The organism is Alkalihalobacillus pseudalcaliphilus (assembly GCF_028610675.1).
Taxonomy (GTDB): domain Bacteria; phylum Bacillota; class Bacilli; order Bacillales; family Bacillaceae_D; genus Alkalihalobacillus; species Alkalihalobacillus pseudalcaliphilus.
This window is the reverse complement of record NZ_JAQQWS010000009.1, coordinates 52,061-71,744: the sequence shown is the minus strand read 5'-3', so window position 1 is coordinate 71,744 and position 19,684 is coordinate 52,061. Positions and strand designations below refer to the sequence as shown.

The window sequence follows — 19,684 nt, the reverse complement described above, 5'->3', positions numbered from 1 at the left end:
GAGGATGATACCGAGGAAGAGGAAGAAGAGCTAGAAGAAGATGACAGCGAGGAAGATGAAGAAGAGCTAGAAGAAGAGGATGATACCGAGGAAGAGGAAGAAGAGCTAGAAGAAGATGACAGCGAGGAAGATGAAGAAGAGCTAGAAGAAGAAGAGCTAGAAGAAGAAGATGATACCGAGGAAGGTGGATCTTCAGAGGAGCCGAATTTGATTAGTGAGGATGAGGTTTCTGCTGGGGATAAGGAAAAAGAGGGTGAGCGTTTACCTGATACGGCGACTAATAATTGGGCGATGATGTTAGCTGGTGCAGCTGCGTTGCTTATTGGTGGGACGATGACGGTTTACGGTCGCGTTAAAAAGTCTTTTCTATCTTAAGGAATGAGGTGTAGAGCTAGTAAATAGCTTTACACCCTTTTTGGTGTGCTGGGCATGGGAAAGTTCCGAACTGTGAAGGCAGTAGTAACAGTAGCTCAAGGCAAGGGTAATCAAGGTGATTTGATTACCTGAAGGAAGCCAGCGTCAAATTTCTGCTCCTAGGGACATGAATCTCATACAAGGCTAGGGAAAAGAATCCTGGAGGGTTTTGGAAAGTCCAATCCTACACATAACCCTTGATAATGCCTATTAGAGTCCTCAAGGGCTAAAAGGTATGATTGAAAGATATGATAATCTGCGTCAGACTTAAATGGAACCGCCGTATACGGAACCGTAAGTACAACCTATCGCCCCTAAGTCAATTTTTCATATAAAAAACTGAAGAAGCTCCATCGCTCCTTCAGTAATATCCGTATCAAATTAAATAATTGCACAACCCATTAAATCGTCAATCCTTACTATTCATGAATTTACGGCGACGACGGTTACCAACCTTAATGTAAACTTGTCCATCATCTGACCTGAAAAAGCGAACACGAACAAGTGCTAATGGCGTCCAAATCGATCTCATTTCCTGTATTGGCATACAATCATCTCCTTCTATTCATTTAATTATCTAAATATTCTAACATAATTATAACATATAAATATTCTCTACTCACACTTTATTTGATAGGTAAATAGTCTATTTTTATTTTTGTTGTAATTTAAAGTCATAGAAAAAGCGTGACTTCAAGATATCTCTATCTCTTTTTCCCTTTTTTCAAAAAGATAAACATTAAAATAAAAAATGCTAAATCCATTCGAAAAAAATGAAGTTAGTATTAATTGTCCAATCATCCTAGAATGATAGAAAAGCCCCCGTGGCCTTGTATCTCCAAGAAATCTCTTAAGAGGTCCAATAAAAAAAGAGCAAAAGCCTAGGCTCTCACTCTTTCAAACAACTCATTATTCTCTTGTTAAATAATCAAAGATATACTCAGCCCAGACTTGATGCCCCGCTTCATTTGGACGGCCTTCACTTAGATAGTCTTTCATTTCATCTGCATGTGGATCTGGCCATGCTTGCCAATGGTTGGCATATAAATAGTTCTCAGAGGCTGCAAAAGCTTCTAAAGCAGCAATATCTTGATCATAAGTAGTAGGGTTATGGATTGGATTAGAAGGCGTAACGACAACCGTTAAATCGGGAGCTTGTGCATCAATCAATTGGATAAGCTCATGCAAATCATTTAATGTCTCTTGAACATCGATTGTACCAAATACACGAACATTATTTAGAACAAGCGGTTCAATAATTAAAAGATTTGGTTCCGATTCTAATAGCTCAGAAACAAAATCTGCATGAACAATTGTACTGGAGGCTACTAAATCCACCTCTGTTGTGGTAAGTTCAACTTGATTGTCACCTAACCATTCAAGTAGGTGTTCTTCTAATAAATGGGGCCATGCATAAGTGTGATCTCCACCTAATGCATCCGAGCCGAAAATCGCTACACGTAACGTATCTTCACCTTCCAAAATTTCACTAACTAAACTATCACTCGAAATCTCGGAATCACCTACTTCACTTGAGTCATCAGTCGAATGCTTATTATCACCTTCACCAGAATCTTCAGAAAACCCATCAGTCACATCCGTACTCGAACTAGCAATCGTGTCGAGTTTGTTTTGGTATTGCTGATGACTAAATACTAATATGGCTAAGCAGGCGACCACAAATCCACTTAATAACCAATTCTTCATGTGAATCCCTCCTCGTATGAGATTATAAAAAAGAAAAGAGAGTCAAAAGACCTACTCGTATGTTTGAAAAAAACCCATACTTTTCCGAGAGTATGGGAAGCTTATATTAGGAAAAATATTATTCACCGTAATAGTAATAATAATGTCCTTTTTTAACCTCTTTATTGTTAAAGACAACACCTAAAAGCTTTGATGAAGTCGATTCTAACAATTCCTTCGTTTTAACCGCTTGGTTACGATCCGTTTTGCCGTTTGAGACAACTAATACAGAAGCATCAACCTTATTTCCTAATACTTGAGCGTCTGTGACAGCCATCACAGGTGGTGTATCTAATAGAACGATATCAAATTGCTGAGTAAATGAATCTAATAATAATTCCATCGTTTTTGAACTTAACAGCTCTGCTGGATTCGGTGGAATCGGACCACTTGGTAAAATCGATAGATTCTCAATCTCTGATTCTTGAATCGCTTTATCAGACTCCGCTTTTTTCGTTAAAAGACTAGTCAAACCTCTTGTGTTTAAAATTCCGAACGTATGATGGACCGTCGGTTTACGTAAGTCGGCATCAATTAATAATACGCTATTACCATTTTGGGCAAGGACAATTGCTAAATTCGCCGTAGTTGTTGATTTACCTTCCCCTGGTCCAGAGGAAGTGACAAGTAATGTCTTGATCGCTTTATCGACCGAAGAGAATTCGATATTAGTCCGAATCGTGCGGAATTGCTCCGAAATCGGTGACTTTTTCTTCTCGTGTGTAATCAGAGCTCTTTTTTTTCCGTTTGATTTTAATTCACGTCTAGCCATGTCGGTTACCCCTTCCTTTCTTGGTATCTTGAAATTCTGCATCCATGTTAGGTACGACTCCGAGTAATGGTAAGCCAAGTAGCTTTTCAATTTCTTCCTCAGACTTAATTGTTGGATCCAAATATTCTAATAAGAAAGCAAGTCCAACCGCAGCCATTAATCCAACGACAAAAGCAATCGCCATATTTAATGTCGGGTTCGGTTTAATAGGAGACGGATTATCACTGACAACCGCTGGTGACAAAATATTAACATTGTCAACATTCATTAATTCAACGACACGATCTTGGAAGATTTCTGCGGTTGTATTAGCGATATTAGCAGCCATCGCTGGATTTTCGTGCTCCACAGCTATACGAACAACCTGTGAATTATTTTCGTTGGCGATATTTAACATATCACTTAATGTTCCAACAGATAAATCTAGGTTCAGCTCTTGAATCACTAAATCTAAAATCGCAGGGCTTTTAATGATTTCACGATATGTATTAATAATTTCTACATTGGTTCGAATATCGGTTTGAGTTAAGTTTTCATTGTTTGTTTGCGTGACTAATATTTGTGTTGTACTTTGATAAATCGGCGTTAGGACAAAATAACTAAGTAATCCGCTTAATACAAGAGCAATAAGAGGGATAATAAGTAATAATTTTAATCGCCTCTTCAAGGTTGTAAAAATATCCTGTAAGCTTATTGTTTCTTCCATAATTTTCAGAAAAACTCCTTCCACAGTAGGTAACGTGTATAACCACATCAAATTATATCACAATTTGTCTGTCTGAAAAGAGAAAAATCCATTTGCTGTTAATAGAATAAATCGATTATAATGGAAAAGTGGAAAAGTCTAGTGAAGAAATTGGTAGAAAGAAGGGGAAATTTCACTGTGAAAAAAGTCTTAAAAGTAGCTGGTATTGTTTTAGTCGTCATGTTTCTAGCTGTCGTCGGCTATGGTTTCTATATTTATCATTCAATTAGTAATACATCTGAAAGAATGCATGAACCGATTGAAGGACGAGAAATTTCAGAGAAGCGCGACAAAGAAGTTGATATGGAAGAGCAAGATCCGATGGCTTTTTTAATTGCTGGTGTTGACTCGCGTGGAGACAATCACCGTGGTCGTTCGGACACCATTATTGTGATGACGGTGAACCCGAAAGAAGAATCGGTGAAGATGCTTAGTATTCCGCGTGATACACGAACAGAAATTATCGGTAAAGGTTTCCAAGATAAAATCAATCATGCCTATGCCTTCGGTGGGGTGGAAATGACAATTAATACGGTCGAAAATTTTCTGAACATTCCTATTGATCATTATGCAAGTATTAATATGGAAGGATTTAAAGGCTTAGTCGACGCGATTGGCGGCGTTCATGTCGATAATTCCTTCTCGTTTAATCAAGATGGTATGCATTTTGCTGAAGGAGAGTTATTTTTAAATGGAGAAGAAGCACTTGCCTATTCTCGTATGAGATATGAAGATCCACGCGGTGACTTCGGTCGTAATGACCGTCAACGTGAAATTGTTGAGGCAGTCATAAAAGAAGGAGCGAGCTTTAGCTCGATTACAAGTGCAGGGAAGATCCTTGATGCGGTTGGAGGCTCGGTACGTACGGATATGGATTTAAACAGGATGTGGGCGATCCAATCCAATTATCGAAATGCAGCAAAGAGTGTTGAACAAATGGAGATAACAGGGTCTGGGACTAGAATTGATGGTATTTATTATTTAGCGATTCCTGATGAGGAAAGAAACCGAGTTATTCAAGAATTACGAGCCCATTTAGAGTTAGACAACCAAGAAACAGCATCTACACAATAGTGTGGACGCTGTTTTTTGGCTAGACAGTCTTATGACAAATGACACTTTTTAGAAGAAGAAAAGCGTTTTCATTCGAAGGTACGTGCCCTACGAAAGTATCGAATATTGCGAAAAAGTATGGAAATTCCAGATAAGCCTATAAATCTATCAAAATTTGTAGTATTTTAGAAGAATGATAAATAGTTTGGAAAAAACCTTGAAAAAACCTATACAATTTATAAGTGTAATAATATAATTGTGTAGGACTTTTCTATTACCATTTTGATAGGTTTAGGTGAATGTCATAAGGATAATTAACTCAAATACAATAGAATGACATTTTTTGATAAATAGATAGAACTTTTGATATAAGTCTTTTAAATGTCTATAGAGATTGGAGGTTGTAGCATGATTGATACACATTGTCATATTTTACCTGGTGTCGATGACGGCCCCAAAACATTAGATGATAGTTTAGAAATGGCCCGAGAGGCTGTTGCGGAAGGAATAACGTCGATCATTGCCACACCACATTATTCCCACCCTTCCTTTCGGAAAAATGAAGCGGCACTTATTCGGGATAAAGTAACTGAACTCAACAGGGCTTTAAGCGAAGCAGATATTCCTTTGACCATATATCCTGGACATGAGCTTCGTATACACGGTGAACTTGTTGGAGAGTTACAAGAAGGTATTGCCTTATCGATGGCTGATTTAGGTACATATGTGTTTATCGAGTTTTCATCAAACCACGTTCCGCGCTATGCGAAGACATTGTTTTATCAGCTTCAGGTAGCGGGATATTATCCGATCATTGTACACCCGGAAAGAAATAGTGAAATCGTTCAGAATTCTTCTTTATTATATGAGTTTGTTAATAGTGGGGTTTATACACAAATTACGAGCTCAAGCTTAACAGGTGATAACGGGAAAAATATTCAGAAATTTACGAAGCAGCTCATTGAGCATAACTTAACCCATATGATTGCCTCAGACGCCCATAATGTGACAACGAGGCCTTTTCGTATGAAGAAAGCATATGAGGTCTTACAGTCTGAATTTGGATCAGAAATCGTATCACAGTACAAAGAAAATGCTGAGAGAATTTTGAATAATAAAGCATTGATCGTTGACCATCCATCACCAATACGGAAAAAGAAACTATTTGGTATCTTTTAATTTAAGAGTAACAAGGCAATATCTCCTCGCCTTTATCGCTGGAGGTACTCGACTATGCTGTGGGTTTATTTGAACAAATCACCTTAGGTACGAGCTGTTACCAAAGGTATAGTGTGAGGGTGGGTTTAATGCCCATAAACTTTTGATTTCTCAAAAAAGAGATTTCCTGAAAGAGGGATCTCTTTTTTGAGAATATTCAATTCAGTACATATAACATGATCGTATCTGTGGGAGAGTGAAATAAATGTTGAAAAAAGTAAAAAAGGCGATTATTCCAGCCGCTGGTTTAGGGACTAGATTTTTACCGGCAACTAAAGCAATGCCAAAGGAAATGCTTCCGATTGTTGATAAACCAACGATTCAATATATTATCGAGGAAGCGGTAGAAGCTGGTATTGAAGATATTATAATTGTGACGGGAAAAGGGAAACGTGCGATTGAGGATCACTTCGATCACGCCTTTGAGTTGGAACAAAATCTGCTTGAAAAACAAAAACTTGAGTTATTTGATAAAGTCGTCGCAACATCTAAAGTTGATATTCATTATATTCGTCAAAAGGAACCGAAGGGATTAGGACATGCCGTTTGGTGTGCCCGTAAGTTCATTGGAGACGAGCCTTTTGCTGTTTTATTAGGTGATGATATTGTTCAAGCAGAAGTTCCTTGTACGAAGCAATTGATCAATGTTTATGAGAAAACGGGTGCGTCAGTGATTGGAGTGCAAACCGTACCTGAAGAAGAAACACATAGGTATGGGATTGTAGCCCCATCGAAACAAATGGGCAAAACCTATGAGGTAGAGCGTTTTGTTGAAAAGCCAGTGCAAGGAACAGCCCCTTCTAATTTAGCGATTATGGGCAGATACTTGCTGACACCAGAAATTTTTGATTTATTAGAGAATCAAGAATCTGGGGCAGGTGGTGAAATCCAATTAACCGATGCGATTCAACGTTTGAATGAGCAGCAAGGTGTTTATGCTTTTGATTTTGACGGACGTCGCTATGATGTTGGTGAGAAGTTAGGGTTTGTGTTAACGACATTAGACTTTGCGATGCAGCGTCCGGAGTTAAAGGATGACTTAATTCAAGCAATGAAAAGCTATATTCAACAAGCAGAAGACTTAAAGGTGTAATTCCACTATGAGTTTGATGGAGAGAGGGGATAGGGTCCTATGTCATATAAGAAGCGTCTAGGTTTACTAATTGGTGTAGATTCACTCATTGTGATGACATCCATCTTTATAAGCTTCTTTTTATTAAGTCCTTCTGGGAATTTGTTGTCTTCGATATTAATGATAAGTTCTATCATTTTACTAGTGAGTCACCATGTATTTGCAGGAGTTTTTAAGCTTTATAAAAAAGCTTGGCAATATGCAAGTGTCAATGAGCTTACCAATATATTTTATGCGGTCACGTGCTCGATCGTTTTAACAGCGTTAATGCAGGCGATTCTATTTACAAATGTGTCATTACGGACACTTGTGATTACGTGGATGATGCATGTTCTCTTAATTGGTGGTTCTCGGTTTGCCTGGAGGTTATATCGAGATACATATATGAAACCAAAATTTAAAGGGAAAAGGACGTTAATTATTGGTGCTGGAAATGCCGGTACGATGATCGTAAGACAGTTAAAACATAATGAAAAACCAGAGCTTGATCCAGTAGGGTTTATTGATGATGATGTGAATAAAGTGAATCTAGAAATATTAGATGTTCCGGTATTAGGGAGCACTAAAGATATTACGAGACTAGCAGAGGAATATAAAATCGAGCATATCGTCATTGCGATTCCATCGTTAAAACGAATCGATTTACAGCATATCTTTCAAGAATGCTCGAAGACAGAAGCAAAAACGCAAATCTTACCTAGAATTGAAGATTTGATGTTAGGTAATGTATCTGTCAATCACTTTAAAGATGTTGAGGTTGAAGATTTACTTGGACGAGATCCTGTAAAATTAGATATCGACGGTATTGCTGATTATATTACGAATAAAACCATTCTTGTTACAGGTGCAGGCGGTTCAATTGGTTCGGAGATTTGCCGACAGCTTGCTCGTTTTTCTCCTAAGGAGCTCGTATTATTAGGTCATGGTGAGAACAGTATTTATTCGATTGAAATGGAATTGAGAAGGAATATTCCTGACTTAAATATTGATACAGAAATTGCTGATGTTCAGGATCGCGAGAAGATATTTGCGATAATGGAGCAGCGTCAACCACATGTTGTTTTCCATGCCGCTGCCCATAAGCATGTGCCTTTAATGGAAAGAAACCCTGAAGAAGCCGTTAAAAATAACGTCATTGGCACTAAAAATGTCGCTGAGGCTTCTAGCTCTACAGGTGTTAATACATTTGTGATGGTTTCAACCGATAAGGCGGTCAATCCAACCAGTGTAATGGGAGCAACGAAACGAATCGCAGAAATGATTGTTCAGCATATGGATATGATCAGTGATACACGATTCGTTGCGGTCCGATTTGGTAATGTACTCGGTAGTCGCGGTAGCGTGATTCCGTTATTCAAACAGCAAATTAAAAACGGTGGACCGGTAACGGTCACACACCCAGACATGATTCGTTACTTCATGACAATTCCAGAAGCTTCAAGACTTGTCTTACAGGCAGGTTCTTTGGCAGAAGGTGGCGAAGTATTCGTCCTCGATATGGGAGAACCAGTTAAAATCGTCGATTTAGCGAAAAACTTAATTCGTTTATCTGGATACACAGAGGAAGAAATTCCGGTTACCTTTACAGGGATGCGTCCAGGTGAGAAAATGTTTGAAGAACTGTTAAGTAAGGATGAAGTGCATTCAGAGCAGGTGTATCCGAAGATTTATCGTGGGAAGACTCCGCCGGTTAATATTAATGTGACGTATGATTTATTAGAAAGCTTTTTACAGGAAGATAGAGAAATTCTAAGAAAGAAACTATTAGACATCTCTAATTTTAGAGTGCAGGATTTAATGGTAGCTGCACAAGTTAAATAAAGACAAGTCAATAAATAATCCATTCAACTGTGAGTGGATTTTTTATTTGATAAGTGAATAAGAGGTAACCTTGACGGGTTGTTCCTTGTTGACTTATTAAAAAAAGAGAAATAGGAGTGTCGTCTCATGTATATTAAGCTTAAAAGATTAGGTGATATCTTTTTATCGTTTGTAGGTTTAGTCATATTGTCCCCATTTTTTCTCTTATTATTTCTAGCAATTAAGTTAGATTCAAAGGGACCTATTTTTTTCAAACAAAAAAGAATCGGTATTCACAAATCACACTTCTACATTTATAAATTCAGAACGATGAAGATTGACACACCAAAAGATACACCGACACATTTATTAAAGGATCCAGACCAATTTATTACGAGAGTAGGTAAATTTTTAAGAAAGACATCATTAGATGAGCTTCCGCAAATTTGGAATATCTTCAAAGGGGATATGAGTATTATCGGCCCCCGTCCAGCTCTATGGAATCAATATGATCTAATGAGAGAACGTGACAAATATAAAGCGAATGATGTACTGCCAGGCTTAACAGGATGGGCACAAATCAATGGTCGTGATGAACTACCGATAGATGTAAAAGCCAAGCTAGATGGAGAGTATATCGAAAATATGGGCTTAAAGATGGATGTGAAATGTTTCTTCGGTACCGTATTAAGTGTTGTTAAAAGTGATGGTGTGGTTGAAGGCGGAACAGGAAGAGCTTCAGATTTTACTAAGGAGAAGCAAGCGAAATGAAAAGAATTCTAATTACAGGAAAGAACAGTTACATTGGTCAGAATGTTATTCGGTGGCTAGGTAAAAGTCCGAATGAATATATGGTAGATACGATAAGTGTAAGAGATGATTTGTGGAAAGATGTAGATTTCGGTCACTATGATGTAATCTTGCATCTGGCTGGAATTGCTCATGTATCCACAGATCCAAAGATGGAAGAATTATATTATCGGGTTAATCGTGATTTAACAATAGAGCTGGCTAAGAAAGCCAAAGCTGATGGTGTGTCACAATTTATTTTTATGAGTAGTATTATTGTTTATGGTGATGCATCAACGGTGGAGAACCCAATTACAAGAGAGACAATTCCGAAGCCAACTAACTTTTATGGGAATAGTAAGTTGCAGGCTGAAGAAGGGATTAAAGGATTAGAAGATGATAACTTCCGTATCGTTATAATTCGACCTCCGATGATTTATGGGAAAGATTCTAAGGGGAATTATGCTAAGTTGGCAAAACTAGCTAGAATAACTCCGGTTTTTCCTGATATCGATAATCAGAGAAGTATGCTACATATTGATAATTTATGTGAGTTTGTTCGTATAATTATAGATAATATTGATCGAGGTACTTTTTTTCCACAAAATAAAGAATATGTGAAAACAAGTGAAATGGTGAAGCTTATAGTAGAAATTCATGATAAAACAATAATACTTACAAAAGTATTTAATCCAATTATTAAAGTGTTAATTGGGAGGTCTTTATTGTTAGATAAAATATTTGGAAATTTAAGGTATGACTTTTCTATCAGTAATCAAGTACAAGGTTATCAAGTAGTAGATTTGAGACAGTCTTTGATAAGGACAGAAAGTAGTGATGCTCATGAGTGACGTAAAATACAGTGTTCTTATGTCTGTTTATTTTAAGGAAAATCCTTTATATCTATATCAAAGTATTGAAAGTATGGTTAAACAGACAGTTAAACCGGATGAAATTATAATTGTAAAAGATGGTCCCTTAACGGAAGAATTGGAGAGTACATTAAAGGAATTTGGAGATACTGGAATTTTGAATGTGATTACCCTTAAGGAAAATAAAGGTTTGGGGAAAGCTCTGGAGATAGGATTGGAGAGATGTAGAAATAATTTTGTTGCAAGAATGGATACTGATGATATATCAAAGAAAGATAGGTGTGAAAAACAATTATCTTATCTAAAAAGTAATCCCAATACCAGTTTGGTTGGTTCCAATATAGCTGAGTTTAGTAATAATATAAATAAGATATTAAGTAAACGAATAGTACCTACAAAAGATATAAATATAAAAAAAACTATGAAAACAAAAAGTCCATTTAATCATCCAAGTGTTATGTTTCGAAAGGATAAAGTGATTGAATCTGGGAGTTATAAAGAATGGTATCTGAATGAAGATTATTATCTTTGGGTTAGGATGTTAATAAATGGATGTGAATTTGGTAATATAGATGAAGAGCTGTTGTATATGAGAGTAAATGATGATACGTTCCAAAGGAGAGGCGGGTGGGCTTATTTTATGACTCAAAAACGTTTATTTGATTTTATGCTCAAAAATAAGGTTATTTCTATACCTACCTATATTTATAATAATGTTACTAGAATTATTGTTAGGTTAATGTTACCGAATAAAATAAGAGCCATATTGTATAAGAAATTATTAAGAGAAAATTAGCATTGAATATAAAGGTTGGTGCAATTATGGATATGAAAATGGTAGATGTTCAAAATAAAATAGTTGAAATAGTTAAATATTTCGATGATTTCTGTAATGAACATAATATTACATATTACTTAATGGGCGGTTCTGCTTTAGGAGCTGTTAGGCATAGTGGTTTTATTCCTTGGGACGACGATTTTGATGTTTTTATGACTTATAATAATTATATTAAATTTCTAGATGTATGCGAAGAACACTTAGATACGGATAAATTCTTTCTACAAAAAGAGAATACTAAAGAGTGGCCATTATTTTTTTCGAAAATTAGAATGAATAACACAACTTATATTGAAGACTACTCATTAAATAGAGAAATGCATAAAGGGTTCTTTATTGATATTATGTGTTTAAATAATACTGTCGATAATAAGGTTTTAAGGTATATTCAATACGTTTCTGCTAGATTAATAACAACTAAAACCTTAGCGGAAAGAGGTTATATAACCAATAGTAAAGTGAAAAAAATATCTATGCTTCTTTCAAGAATATTGATTAAAGGTGTTATATTTGATGGCTTGCTAAAAAATGTGAGAAGGTATAATTCATCTGAAACTTCTTTAGTTGGACACTTTTTCGGTAGAGCTGGATTTAAGAATACTTCCTTTCCAAAGGATTATCTAGGTGCTCCTCTATATATGGAATTCTCAGGGCTTAATTTACCAGTACCTCAAGAGGTTGATAAGTATTTAAAGGTAAGGTATGGCGGAGATTATATGAAAATCCCACAGTCCAATATACGGGATCAATACCCCGTTCATGCAATATACGTGGATACAGAACAAGACTATAAGGGGTTTAAAAATGAAGTTCATAAACTTAGACGTTGAGATTAAAGAAGTTCAAAAGGTACAGTTAGAAATATTATTAGAGTTTGATCGGATCTGTAAGAAGCATAATATTAAGTATCAATTATTTGCAGGAACTTTATTGGGAGCTATTCGTCATAAAGGGTTTATTCCTTGGGACGATGATATTGATATTTGTTTATTGCGAGAGGATTATGATAAGTTTTTAAGTGTCTGTGATAATGAATTAGATACTAGATATTTTATGCAAACTTATAAAACAGACAAAAGGTATTTTAAACAAAGTGGTAAATTAAGAAAAAATGGAACTGTATGTTTGCAAGAAGTATATAAAGAATTTGATATGCATCATGGGGTATCAATAAGTTTAATGCCTTTAGACAATGTTAAGCCCAATACAGTAATTGGAACTATTCAAAGGAAGTTATATCAGTTTATGTTTTCATTCTTAATCAAACTAAATGGTTCAAGGGTATTTAAGAGGTGTATTAATAGAAAGAGCTATGTAGAGAGAGTTGTAAGAATAATATTATACTTATTATCGAAGGTTATCCCTAAATCAGTTACGGACAACCTTCATACAAAAGTAGCGTGTTTGTTTAATGATAAAAATACTAAGTATATTACGCATTTAACTAATGGAGCTACAAAAAAAAGATATTATGCCTATATGATGGAAAGAGAAGAATTTTATAATGTAATATTAGGTGAATTTGAGGGTATGGAATTTCCTATACCTAGAAATTATGATAAGGTTTTACGGAATTTATATGGCGACTACATGAAGTTGCCACCACTCAAGGAGCAAGTTCCACATCATGGAGTAATAGATGTGAAGTTAAATGAAACTTACTAGTTTATAAGGAGAGATTAGTCATGAAAAATTATAAAGTTGGATATACGACTGGTGTGTATGATATGTTCCACGTTGGTCATTTAAATCTTTTAAAAAGAGCAAAAGAAAATTGTGATTATTTAATAGTTGGAGTTACATCTGATGAGTTAGTTTCATATAAGAAGAAACAAGCAATCATCCCTCATTCTGAAAGAATGCAAATAGTTGAAAATATAAAATATGTTGATAAAGTAGTTCCTCAAATCAATATGGATAAAATGGAAGCTTGGGAAAAATACAAATTCGATGTAATGTTTGTTGGGGATGATTGGAAAGGGACAGATAAATGGAATAAATTTGAAGAGGAATTTAGTGAAGTAGGTGTTGAGATAGTTTATTTTCCTTATACGAAAGGTACTTCTTCATCTCAGCTTAGAGAGGTTTTAAATAAGATTTCTGTTGGGGCAATTTAGTATGAGTAAACCTTTAGTAAGTGTTATAGTTCCTATATTTAATTCGGAAAAATTTTTAGAAAAATGTATTAATAGCGTTTTGAAACAATCTTATAATAATTTAGAGTTAATAATAGTAGATGATGGATCGACTGATAATAGTAAATCTATAGTTACAAATTTTGCAGAGGTAGATTCAAGGATAAAATATATTTATCAAGATAATATGGGACCTTCTTATGCTAGAAATAAGGGGTTAGACAATGCTCTGGGGCAATATATCCAATTCATAGATTCTGACGACTTTTTAGAAAAAAATACGACTGAATTATTAGTGGGCAATTTAGATAATAGTGATCTTGTAATTGCTGGCTATGAAAATGTGTATGTAAATGAAAATAAAGAAAATACTAAAGTAATACCTGAGAATAATTGTACAATTAATAAAAGTGAGTTTATGACATCATTTTCATATTTTCTTAAAGAGCAGTTATTTCACTATACATGGCATAAATTATATAAAAGAGAATTATTAAAAAATGTAAGGTTTAATAACGAATTGAACATAGGAGAGGATTTAATATTTAATATTGACTATATGGATAATGTAAATAAAATAACATTTGTGAATGAAAAAATCTATAATCATATTAAATATAATGTTAATTCTATTACAAAAAAATTCCAGCCTGATTTGTTTGTAAAAAGAAAGTATATACATGAAAGGCTGATTGATTTTTTAAAAAAAGGTAATTCATTAAGTAAAATAAATAAAGGAGCAGTAGAAGAATTATATATAAAGAAGATTATCTCTTGTATTTCGAATCTTAATAAAAATTCAAGTGACTTAACAACATCAGAAAAATTGAATGAGCTAAGAGGCATAGTAACAGATAAGACAGTCAATGATGTGGTGGGGCGTTTTAAAAAGAAGAAATTATCAACTAAACTATATGGCTTTTTAATAAGCAATAAATTAGTAGTTTCTTTATTTCTATACTCTAAGATAAAGGGAATTGTAAGAAAGTAATTTGTAAACTATAATAAAAAATAATTTAATTTCTAATTAAAGGCGTGTTATAAATGAAGACAATTATGCTTAACGCTTATACTAAGACTAATTTAGGAGATGATTTATTTATAAAGTCGGTGTGCGAAAGATATCCGAATACCAAATTTATTTTATATGCACCAGAAAATTATAACAAATTAAAAAAGAGATATAAAAATTTAAGGGTATATCGAAGTAACTCTATATTAAATAAGGTAATTAATTACTCCTTCAGAAAATTGGGAATTAGTTATGTTTACAATAGAAGAAGAATAGCTAAAAAGTGTGATGCCAGTATTTATATTGGTGGTTCTCTATTCATGCAGTACGACAATTGGAAAGAAAAGTACATATTCAAAAAAGAAATGTACATAAAGAATAAGCCTTTTTTCTTAATTGGAGCAAATTTTGGACCATATAAAACAAAAGAGTATTATGAGAAGTATTATAACCTCTTTAGTAACTTTACAGATATCTGTTTTAGGGAAAAATATTCTTACGACCTATTCGAAAAATTGAATCAAGTGAGATACGCCTCAGATATTATTTTTAATATGAAGGTGGACAAAAAAACTGAAAGGAATAATAATACTAAGAATATAGTTATTTCAGTTATTAAACCATCCAAGAAACATATAAAAGGATACGATAAGACCTATTATAATGGTATTAAAAGTATAATATTGCATCTAATTAAAAATGGACATAATGTAACCATGGTATCATTTTGTAAACCTGAAGGTGACGAAATTGCTATAAATGAAATCCTGAACTTGATACCCGAAAAGTACAAAATTAGTATAAAAACTCATTTTTATGATCTAGATATAGATAAATCATTAGAAGTTATTTCTGAGGCAGATTTGGTAGTAGCAACAAGGTTTCATGCAATGATACTTGGTTGGTTATATGGAATCCCAGTCTTCCCTATTTCATACAGTAATAAAATGGAGAATATTATTGATGATATAGGTTTTAAAGGACCATATATAAAATTAGAAGACATGTCTTCGGTTAATCCAGACCTAATTCTAGAGTGTATGGGTAATGAAGTAATTGACATTACTGAACAGAAGATAGATTCGGAGCGACATTTTGCCAAGCTAGATAATTATATAAATTAGACTAGACTATTTATATAATTAAATAGTCATCATAAAAGAGGTAGATTTTCGATGGCAAGCCAATTAAAATATGGAGTTTACTTATCATATGTAACAATCCTTGTTAGTAACCTTACTAATCTGATTTTAACACCTTTTATAGCACGTAATTTAGGTCAATCAGAATATGGGCTATACATGTTAATAGGTGCATTAGTAGGTTATATTGCTGTACTTGATTTTGGGCTAGGAAATGCAACAGTTCGTTTTGTATCTAAGTATCGAGCGGAAGAGAATAAAAAAGGGGAAGAAAACTTTTTAGCTTCGACTTTAATTATATATATCGCTATATCGGTTTTAGTAGGCTTAATAGGTACTGTTATATATTTTAACATAGACTATATTTTTTCTAGTTCATTATCAGCGAATGAATTAGAATTAGCAAAAATTATGTTCTTAATTCTTGTTATAACGTTAGCTTTTACCTTGCCAATGAAGTTGTTTACGGGAATAATAAATGCTTATGAGAGGTTTGCATTTCCAAAATCATTAGTAATTATTAGGTTAATAATACGAGCTATAATTATATTATTATTATTATCTTTAGGGTTTAATGCAATTGCAATTGTGCTAGTTGATGCAATTTTAAACTTAATAATGATGTTTATAAGCATAGTATATGTATTTGTTAAATTAAAGGTTCGCTTTAAATTACATCAATTTAATATGAAGTTAATAAAAGAAATTACATCTTATTCTTCTTTAATATTTGTAAGTGTAATAGTTGATCAAATTTATTGGAGAATCGGCCATTTAGTATTGGGAATATATGCAAGTACAACTGATGTAGCTATTTTTGCAATAGGAATGATTTTTGGGCAATTGTTTATTAATTTTTCCACAGCTATATCAGGTGTTTTTCTACCTAAAGTAACAAAAATGATAGTTAAAAATGCTTCTAGTCATGAGTTGACTAGATTATTAATAAGGACAGGTAGGCTGCAGTTTATCGTTTTAGGACTTGCTTTAGGTGGTTTTCTATTATTTGGGCAGAGCTTTATTCAATTGTGGTTAGGGAACGGGTATGAGTTATCATGGTATATAGCATTATTAGTAATGATTCCTCTTTCGGTGGTGCTGACACAAACTATTGGTATAACAATCTTACAAGCAAAGAATATGCATGGATTTAGAGCAATTACTTACCTTATAATCTCATTAATTAACTTATGTATTAGTATATATTTAGTTCAAATATATGGTGTCATAGGTGCAACGCTTGGAACTACCTTATCATTAATAGTTGGTAACCTTATAGTTATGAATATATATTATAATTATAAAGTTGGACTAGATATGATTGCTTTTTTTAAAGGGTTAACTCATAAGTTGTTAATATCATTAATCACATCTATATTAATTGGATATTTCTTATTAGATAATTCACAGATTACTTGGTTAGGATTTTCTATTAATGCATTAATATTTTGTATAATATATGGTGTTATTATGTATATATACGGAATGAATAAGAGTGAAAAGGATTTAATTAATAAAGAAATAAAAAGAGTATTTAAAAAGTGAATATGTGTATACGGCTGCAAGAGTTAGCACCGTTTATTTACTATAATTATTATTGGTTTTAATGGGAGCTATAAAATGCCAAAAGACCGTTATTTAGAGTATGAAGAGCAAGGTATTGATTATAAATACGCAGTGATATTATTAGCATTTGTTGCAGGGTTTCTTAATTCAAGAGATTATTTGTTATATATGGGATTAGGAACAGTGTATAGAGGGTTTGTGTTTGTTTTTTATTCATTATTAGTGTTGATGAGTGTAATACTAATATTTAAGTTTCTATTTAAAAATAAGGGATTAATATTTATTTCTTTTCCTTATTGGTCAATATTAATATGTGCAGTAATATTAAAATTCATTATCTTGTTTATGCAATTCCCTGATCAATTTTTACCTGGGCAAGTATATTATTCGGATTTTATGAATTTTGGTAGAGGTTTACTTTTAATGGTTATATTTATAAAAACTATTAAAAGTATCAAAATGTTAAAAAGTGTAACTTTAGCTATTGCCATTGGATTGACTTTCTCTGTAATAATACCATTAATATTACATCCTGAAATGATAGGAACGAGAGTTACAGAATTGAATGGATTTACATTTGTAGGTGCATTTTGGAATTCAGCAGTAATTGCATATATTTCTGTTGGGTGGTTACTTGTTACAATCTCAACCTTTGAACATTCTAAACTTAAGAGAAATTTATATTTAACTATTTTTTTACTGTTAATTTTCGGTAGTATTGCTGGATTATCAAGGGCTGCTCTTATTTCATTATTTGTTTCCGTAGTTACATATACTATTTTATCAAATAATATAAAAAAATATATTAAGATATTTATATTAGTAGCTTTGATGGGTGCCTCTATAACCGTTGTTTTCCCTGAAACAATTGAGAGTTTAATGCAAAGGTTAGATGGTGGAGTTAATTTAGATAATGAGATGAGAGTTATAATATGGAAAGCATACCTTAGTAACTGGTATGATTACATTTTATTTGGGGAGCTACATGGGGATTATAGAAAATATATGTCCACAGGTCATGGCCCTCACAATGTATTAATTAATTGGACGTTACATTTTGGTATTTTAGCGTTAATTGGTTTCATTACAATAATTGTCGGAATTATAATTACAGCATTGAAAGCTAAATTTATAATTTCAAAATCAGCAGGTGCAGCAATATTTACTTGGTTAATGGCTTATTTATCTGTGGCACTAATAAATGAGACAGGCTTCGATCACCTAAGTTTATTTGCGGCTATAGGAATAATTTTATCTCTAGAGAAAATATTAACCAAAGCAAACTTAGAGAATTAATGTAATTTATAATATATTCTCCGTTTATTAAGTAATAGATGGGAAATCAAGGGGAAAACACAATTATTTGAATTGATATGATATATAGTTAACAGTCTGTTATGGTGTATTTTTTCCATAAATTCAGCTTTAAATGATGAGGAGTATTTCAATACTCTAATTCAGTGGTAATTCATGTGCATATTGCATCCTGATTGGTCCAACTGTGCACCAAATGCAAGGAAGGAATTTAAAGATAAATAAAGCCTCCTGTGTATGGCATGTGGTTAAGCATGACACATACAGGAGGTTTTTATGGAGAATTATCATAATATTTTTGAAATTAACTTTACGGAATAAATATTAGGAGCGTTAGTTTGAGCACTGATCATTCAAGGAAGACCACTTCTGATGTAATCAAGTGTGTCAAGAAATTAGGCATGGACCAACTAGATAAGTTATGAATAATATAGGGCTTGAGCCCACACCCCTCCCTGAGAAACTGTATTTGGCAAGTGGAAATGTATGAGACGGTATTTGAAAATGCACCACTTGTCATCAAGTAAACGTTAAACTAGAATCAACAGTTTTCAACAATTAAGACTCAGGAGAATTCAACAAATCAGGTTGGACAGTTTACCTTATGTGCGTAAAGGTTTGGCTAGTGAAGAAAATTAATTGAAGTTTTAGAGGTAGTATACCCTTACCCCCAAATTTTTCTTACTCTAACGAAGAACTCTAGAATTAAACCAAGCTTGTTATTACTTTAATTAAGAAGTAAAATCTTCAGATATACGCGGTTATGCATACTAGCCTTTCGCAAATATTTCAACTTTAAATGATAGGATGACTCGGTCAACATTTTTTCTATGTAGTAATTACTGAGGTGATTATGAAACTGACATTTTAGATTTAGATATAGTTGCCTCATGATATCCCTCCTCACCTTAAATGTATATAACTTTTATTAAACTGCTATTTTTCCAATGTAAAATTTATATAAAATAAGGTAAAGGTGGGGGTTTTAACATATTATAATGATTTTGTAACATCTTACTATACAGTTTAAGTGTGTATGTGGTGAACTATTAGTGTAATAACATTAACGCGAAGGTTTTTTTATTTAACTACTTATGAACTTTCTCCCAATCAACTAGAAATGTATGGGGAGCACT

19 protein-coding genes are annotated in these 19,684 nt (G+C 33.4%); 15 read left to right on the top strand and 4 right to left on the bottom strand.

The window, feature by feature from the left end:
• Positions 1–375 (top strand): LPXTG cell wall anchor domain-containing protein (locus PQ479_RS16640; protein ID WP_273717101.1); only part of this gene is annotated, 375 nt, incomplete at its 5' end.
• Positions 376–823: 448 nt separating this feature from the next.
• Here the strand turns inward: PQ479_RS16640 and PQ479_RS16635 are convergent.
• The 4 genes from PQ479_RS16635 to PQ479_RS16620 all read right to left on the bottom strand — a co-directional run bounded on the left by PQ479_RS16635 (position 824) and on the right by PQ479_RS16620 (position 3,638).
• A complete protein-coding gene (locus tag PQ479_RS16635; RefSeq protein ID WP_273717100.1) occupies positions 824–961 on the bottom strand; it encodes a hypothetical protein in 138 nt (45 codons plus the stop codon).
• A gap of 362 nt (positions 962–1,323) precedes the next feature.
• Positions 1,324–2,121: an SGNH/GDSL hydrolase family protein gene (locus PQ479_RS16630; RefSeq protein WP_047987004.1), complete on the bottom strand. Its 798-nt coding sequence runs from the start codon at positions 2,119–2,121 to the stop codon at positions 1,324–1,326.
• Positions 2,122–2,239: 118 nt separating this feature from the next.
• On the bottom strand, positions 2,240–2,932 hold the full coding sequence (locus tag PQ479_RS16625; protein ID WP_047987005.1) for a CpsD/CapB family tyrosine-protein kinase: 693 nt from the start codon (positions 2,930–2,932) through the stop codon (positions 2,240–2,242).
• On the bottom strand, positions 2,925–3,638 hold the full coding sequence (locus PQ479_RS16620; RefSeq protein WP_047987006.1) for a YveK family protein: 714 nt from the start codon (positions 3,636–3,638) through the stop codon (positions 2,925–2,927). Before PQ479_RS16620 ends, PQ479_RS16625 begins: the two co-directional genes overlap by 8 nt.
• A 177-nt stretch (positions 3,639–3,815) precedes the next feature.
• Here PQ479_RS16620 and PQ479_RS16615 point away from each other — a divergent pair, with 177 nt between their 5' ends.
• From PQ479_RS16615 to PQ479_RS16550, 14 genes are all read left to right on the top strand, one after another.
• Complete coding sequence (locus tag PQ479_RS16615; RefSeq protein ID WP_083991137.1) at positions 3,816–4,751, top strand: LCP family glycopolymer transferase; 936 nt, start codon at positions 3,816–3,818, stop codon at positions 4,749–4,751.
• Positions 4,752–5,138: 387 nt separating this feature from the next.
• Complete coding sequence (locus tag PQ479_RS16610) at positions 5,139–5,909, top strand: tyrosine-protein phosphatase (protein WP_047987008.1); 771 nt, start codon at positions 5,139–5,141, stop codon at positions 5,907–5,909.
• A 247-nt stretch (positions 5,910–6,156) separates the two neighbouring features.
• Positions 6,157–7,041, top strand: a complete 885-nt coding sequence (gene galU / locus PQ479_RS16605) for a UTP--glucose-1-phosphate uridylyltransferase GalU (protein ID WP_047987077.1) — start codon at positions 6,157–6,159, stop codon at positions 7,039–7,041.
• Positions 7,042–7,080: 39 nt separating this feature from the next.
• Positions 7,081–8,901: a polysaccharide biosynthesis protein gene (locus PQ479_RS16600; protein WP_047987009.1), complete on the top strand. Its 1,821-nt coding sequence runs from the start codon at positions 7,081–7,083 to the stop codon at positions 8,899–8,901.
• Positions 8,902–9,027: 126 nt separating this feature from the next.
• Positions 9,028–9,651, top strand: coding sequence for a sugar transferase (locus tag PQ479_RS16595; protein WP_047987010.1), 624 nt, complete (start codon positions 9,028–9,030; stop codon positions 9,649–9,651).
• Positions 9,648–10,520, top strand: coding sequence for an NAD-dependent epimerase/dehydratase family protein (locus PQ479_RS16590; RefSeq protein WP_047987011.1), 873 nt, complete (start codon positions 9,648–9,650; stop codon positions 10,518–10,520). The genes PQ479_RS16595 and PQ479_RS16590 overlap by 4 nt, the downstream gene beginning before the upstream one ends.
• Positions 10,513–11,337 (top strand): glycosyltransferase, encoded by an 825-nt coding sequence (locus PQ479_RS16585; protein WP_047987012.1) that lies wholly within the window; start codon positions 10,513–10,515, stop codon positions 11,335–11,337. Before PQ479_RS16590 ends, PQ479_RS16585 begins: the two co-directional genes overlap by 8 nt.
• 26 nt (positions 11,338–11,363) lie before the next feature.
• A complete protein-coding gene (locus PQ479_RS16580) occupies positions 11,364–12,209 on the top strand; it encodes a LicD family protein (RefSeq protein WP_047987078.1) in 846 nt (281 codons plus the stop codon).
• Complete coding sequence (locus PQ479_RS16575; protein ID WP_047987013.1) at positions 12,184–13,044, top strand: LicD family protein; 861 nt, start codon at positions 12,184–12,186, stop codon at positions 13,042–13,044. Before PQ479_RS16580 ends, PQ479_RS16575 begins: the two co-directional genes overlap by 26 nt.
• A gap of 20 nt (positions 13,045–13,064) precedes the next feature.
• Positions 13,065–13,496 carry an FAD synthase family protein gene (locus tag PQ479_RS16570; RefSeq protein ID WP_047987014.1) on the top strand — a complete coding sequence of 144 codons (432 nt, stop codon included), beginning with the start codon at positions 13,065–13,067 and terminating at the stop codon, positions 13,494–13,496.
• Position 13,497: 1 nt separating this feature from the next.
• Positions 13,498–14,505: a glycosyltransferase family 2 protein gene (locus PQ479_RS16565; RefSeq protein WP_273717099.1), complete on the top strand. Its 1,008-nt coding sequence runs from the start codon at positions 13,498–13,500 to the stop codon at positions 14,503–14,505.
• A 53-nt stretch (positions 14,506–14,558) separates the two neighbouring features.
• A complete protein-coding gene (locus PQ479_RS16560; protein ID WP_047990720.1) occupies positions 14,559–15,650 on the top strand; it encodes a polysaccharide pyruvyl transferase family protein in 1,092 nt (363 codons plus the stop codon).
• Positions 15,651–15,701: 51 nt separating this feature from the next.
• A complete protein-coding gene (locus tag PQ479_RS16555; protein ID WP_273717098.1) occupies positions 15,702–17,213 on the top strand; it encodes an oligosaccharide flippase family protein in 1,512 nt (503 codons plus the stop codon).
• A gap of 75 nt (positions 17,214–17,288) precedes the next feature.
• Positions 17,289–18,530 (top strand): O-antigen ligase family protein, encoded by a 1,242-nt coding sequence (locus PQ479_RS16550; RefSeq protein ID WP_273717097.1) that lies wholly within the window; start codon positions 17,289–17,291, stop codon positions 18,528–18,530.
• Positions 18,531–19,684: the final 1,154 nt, after the last annotated feature.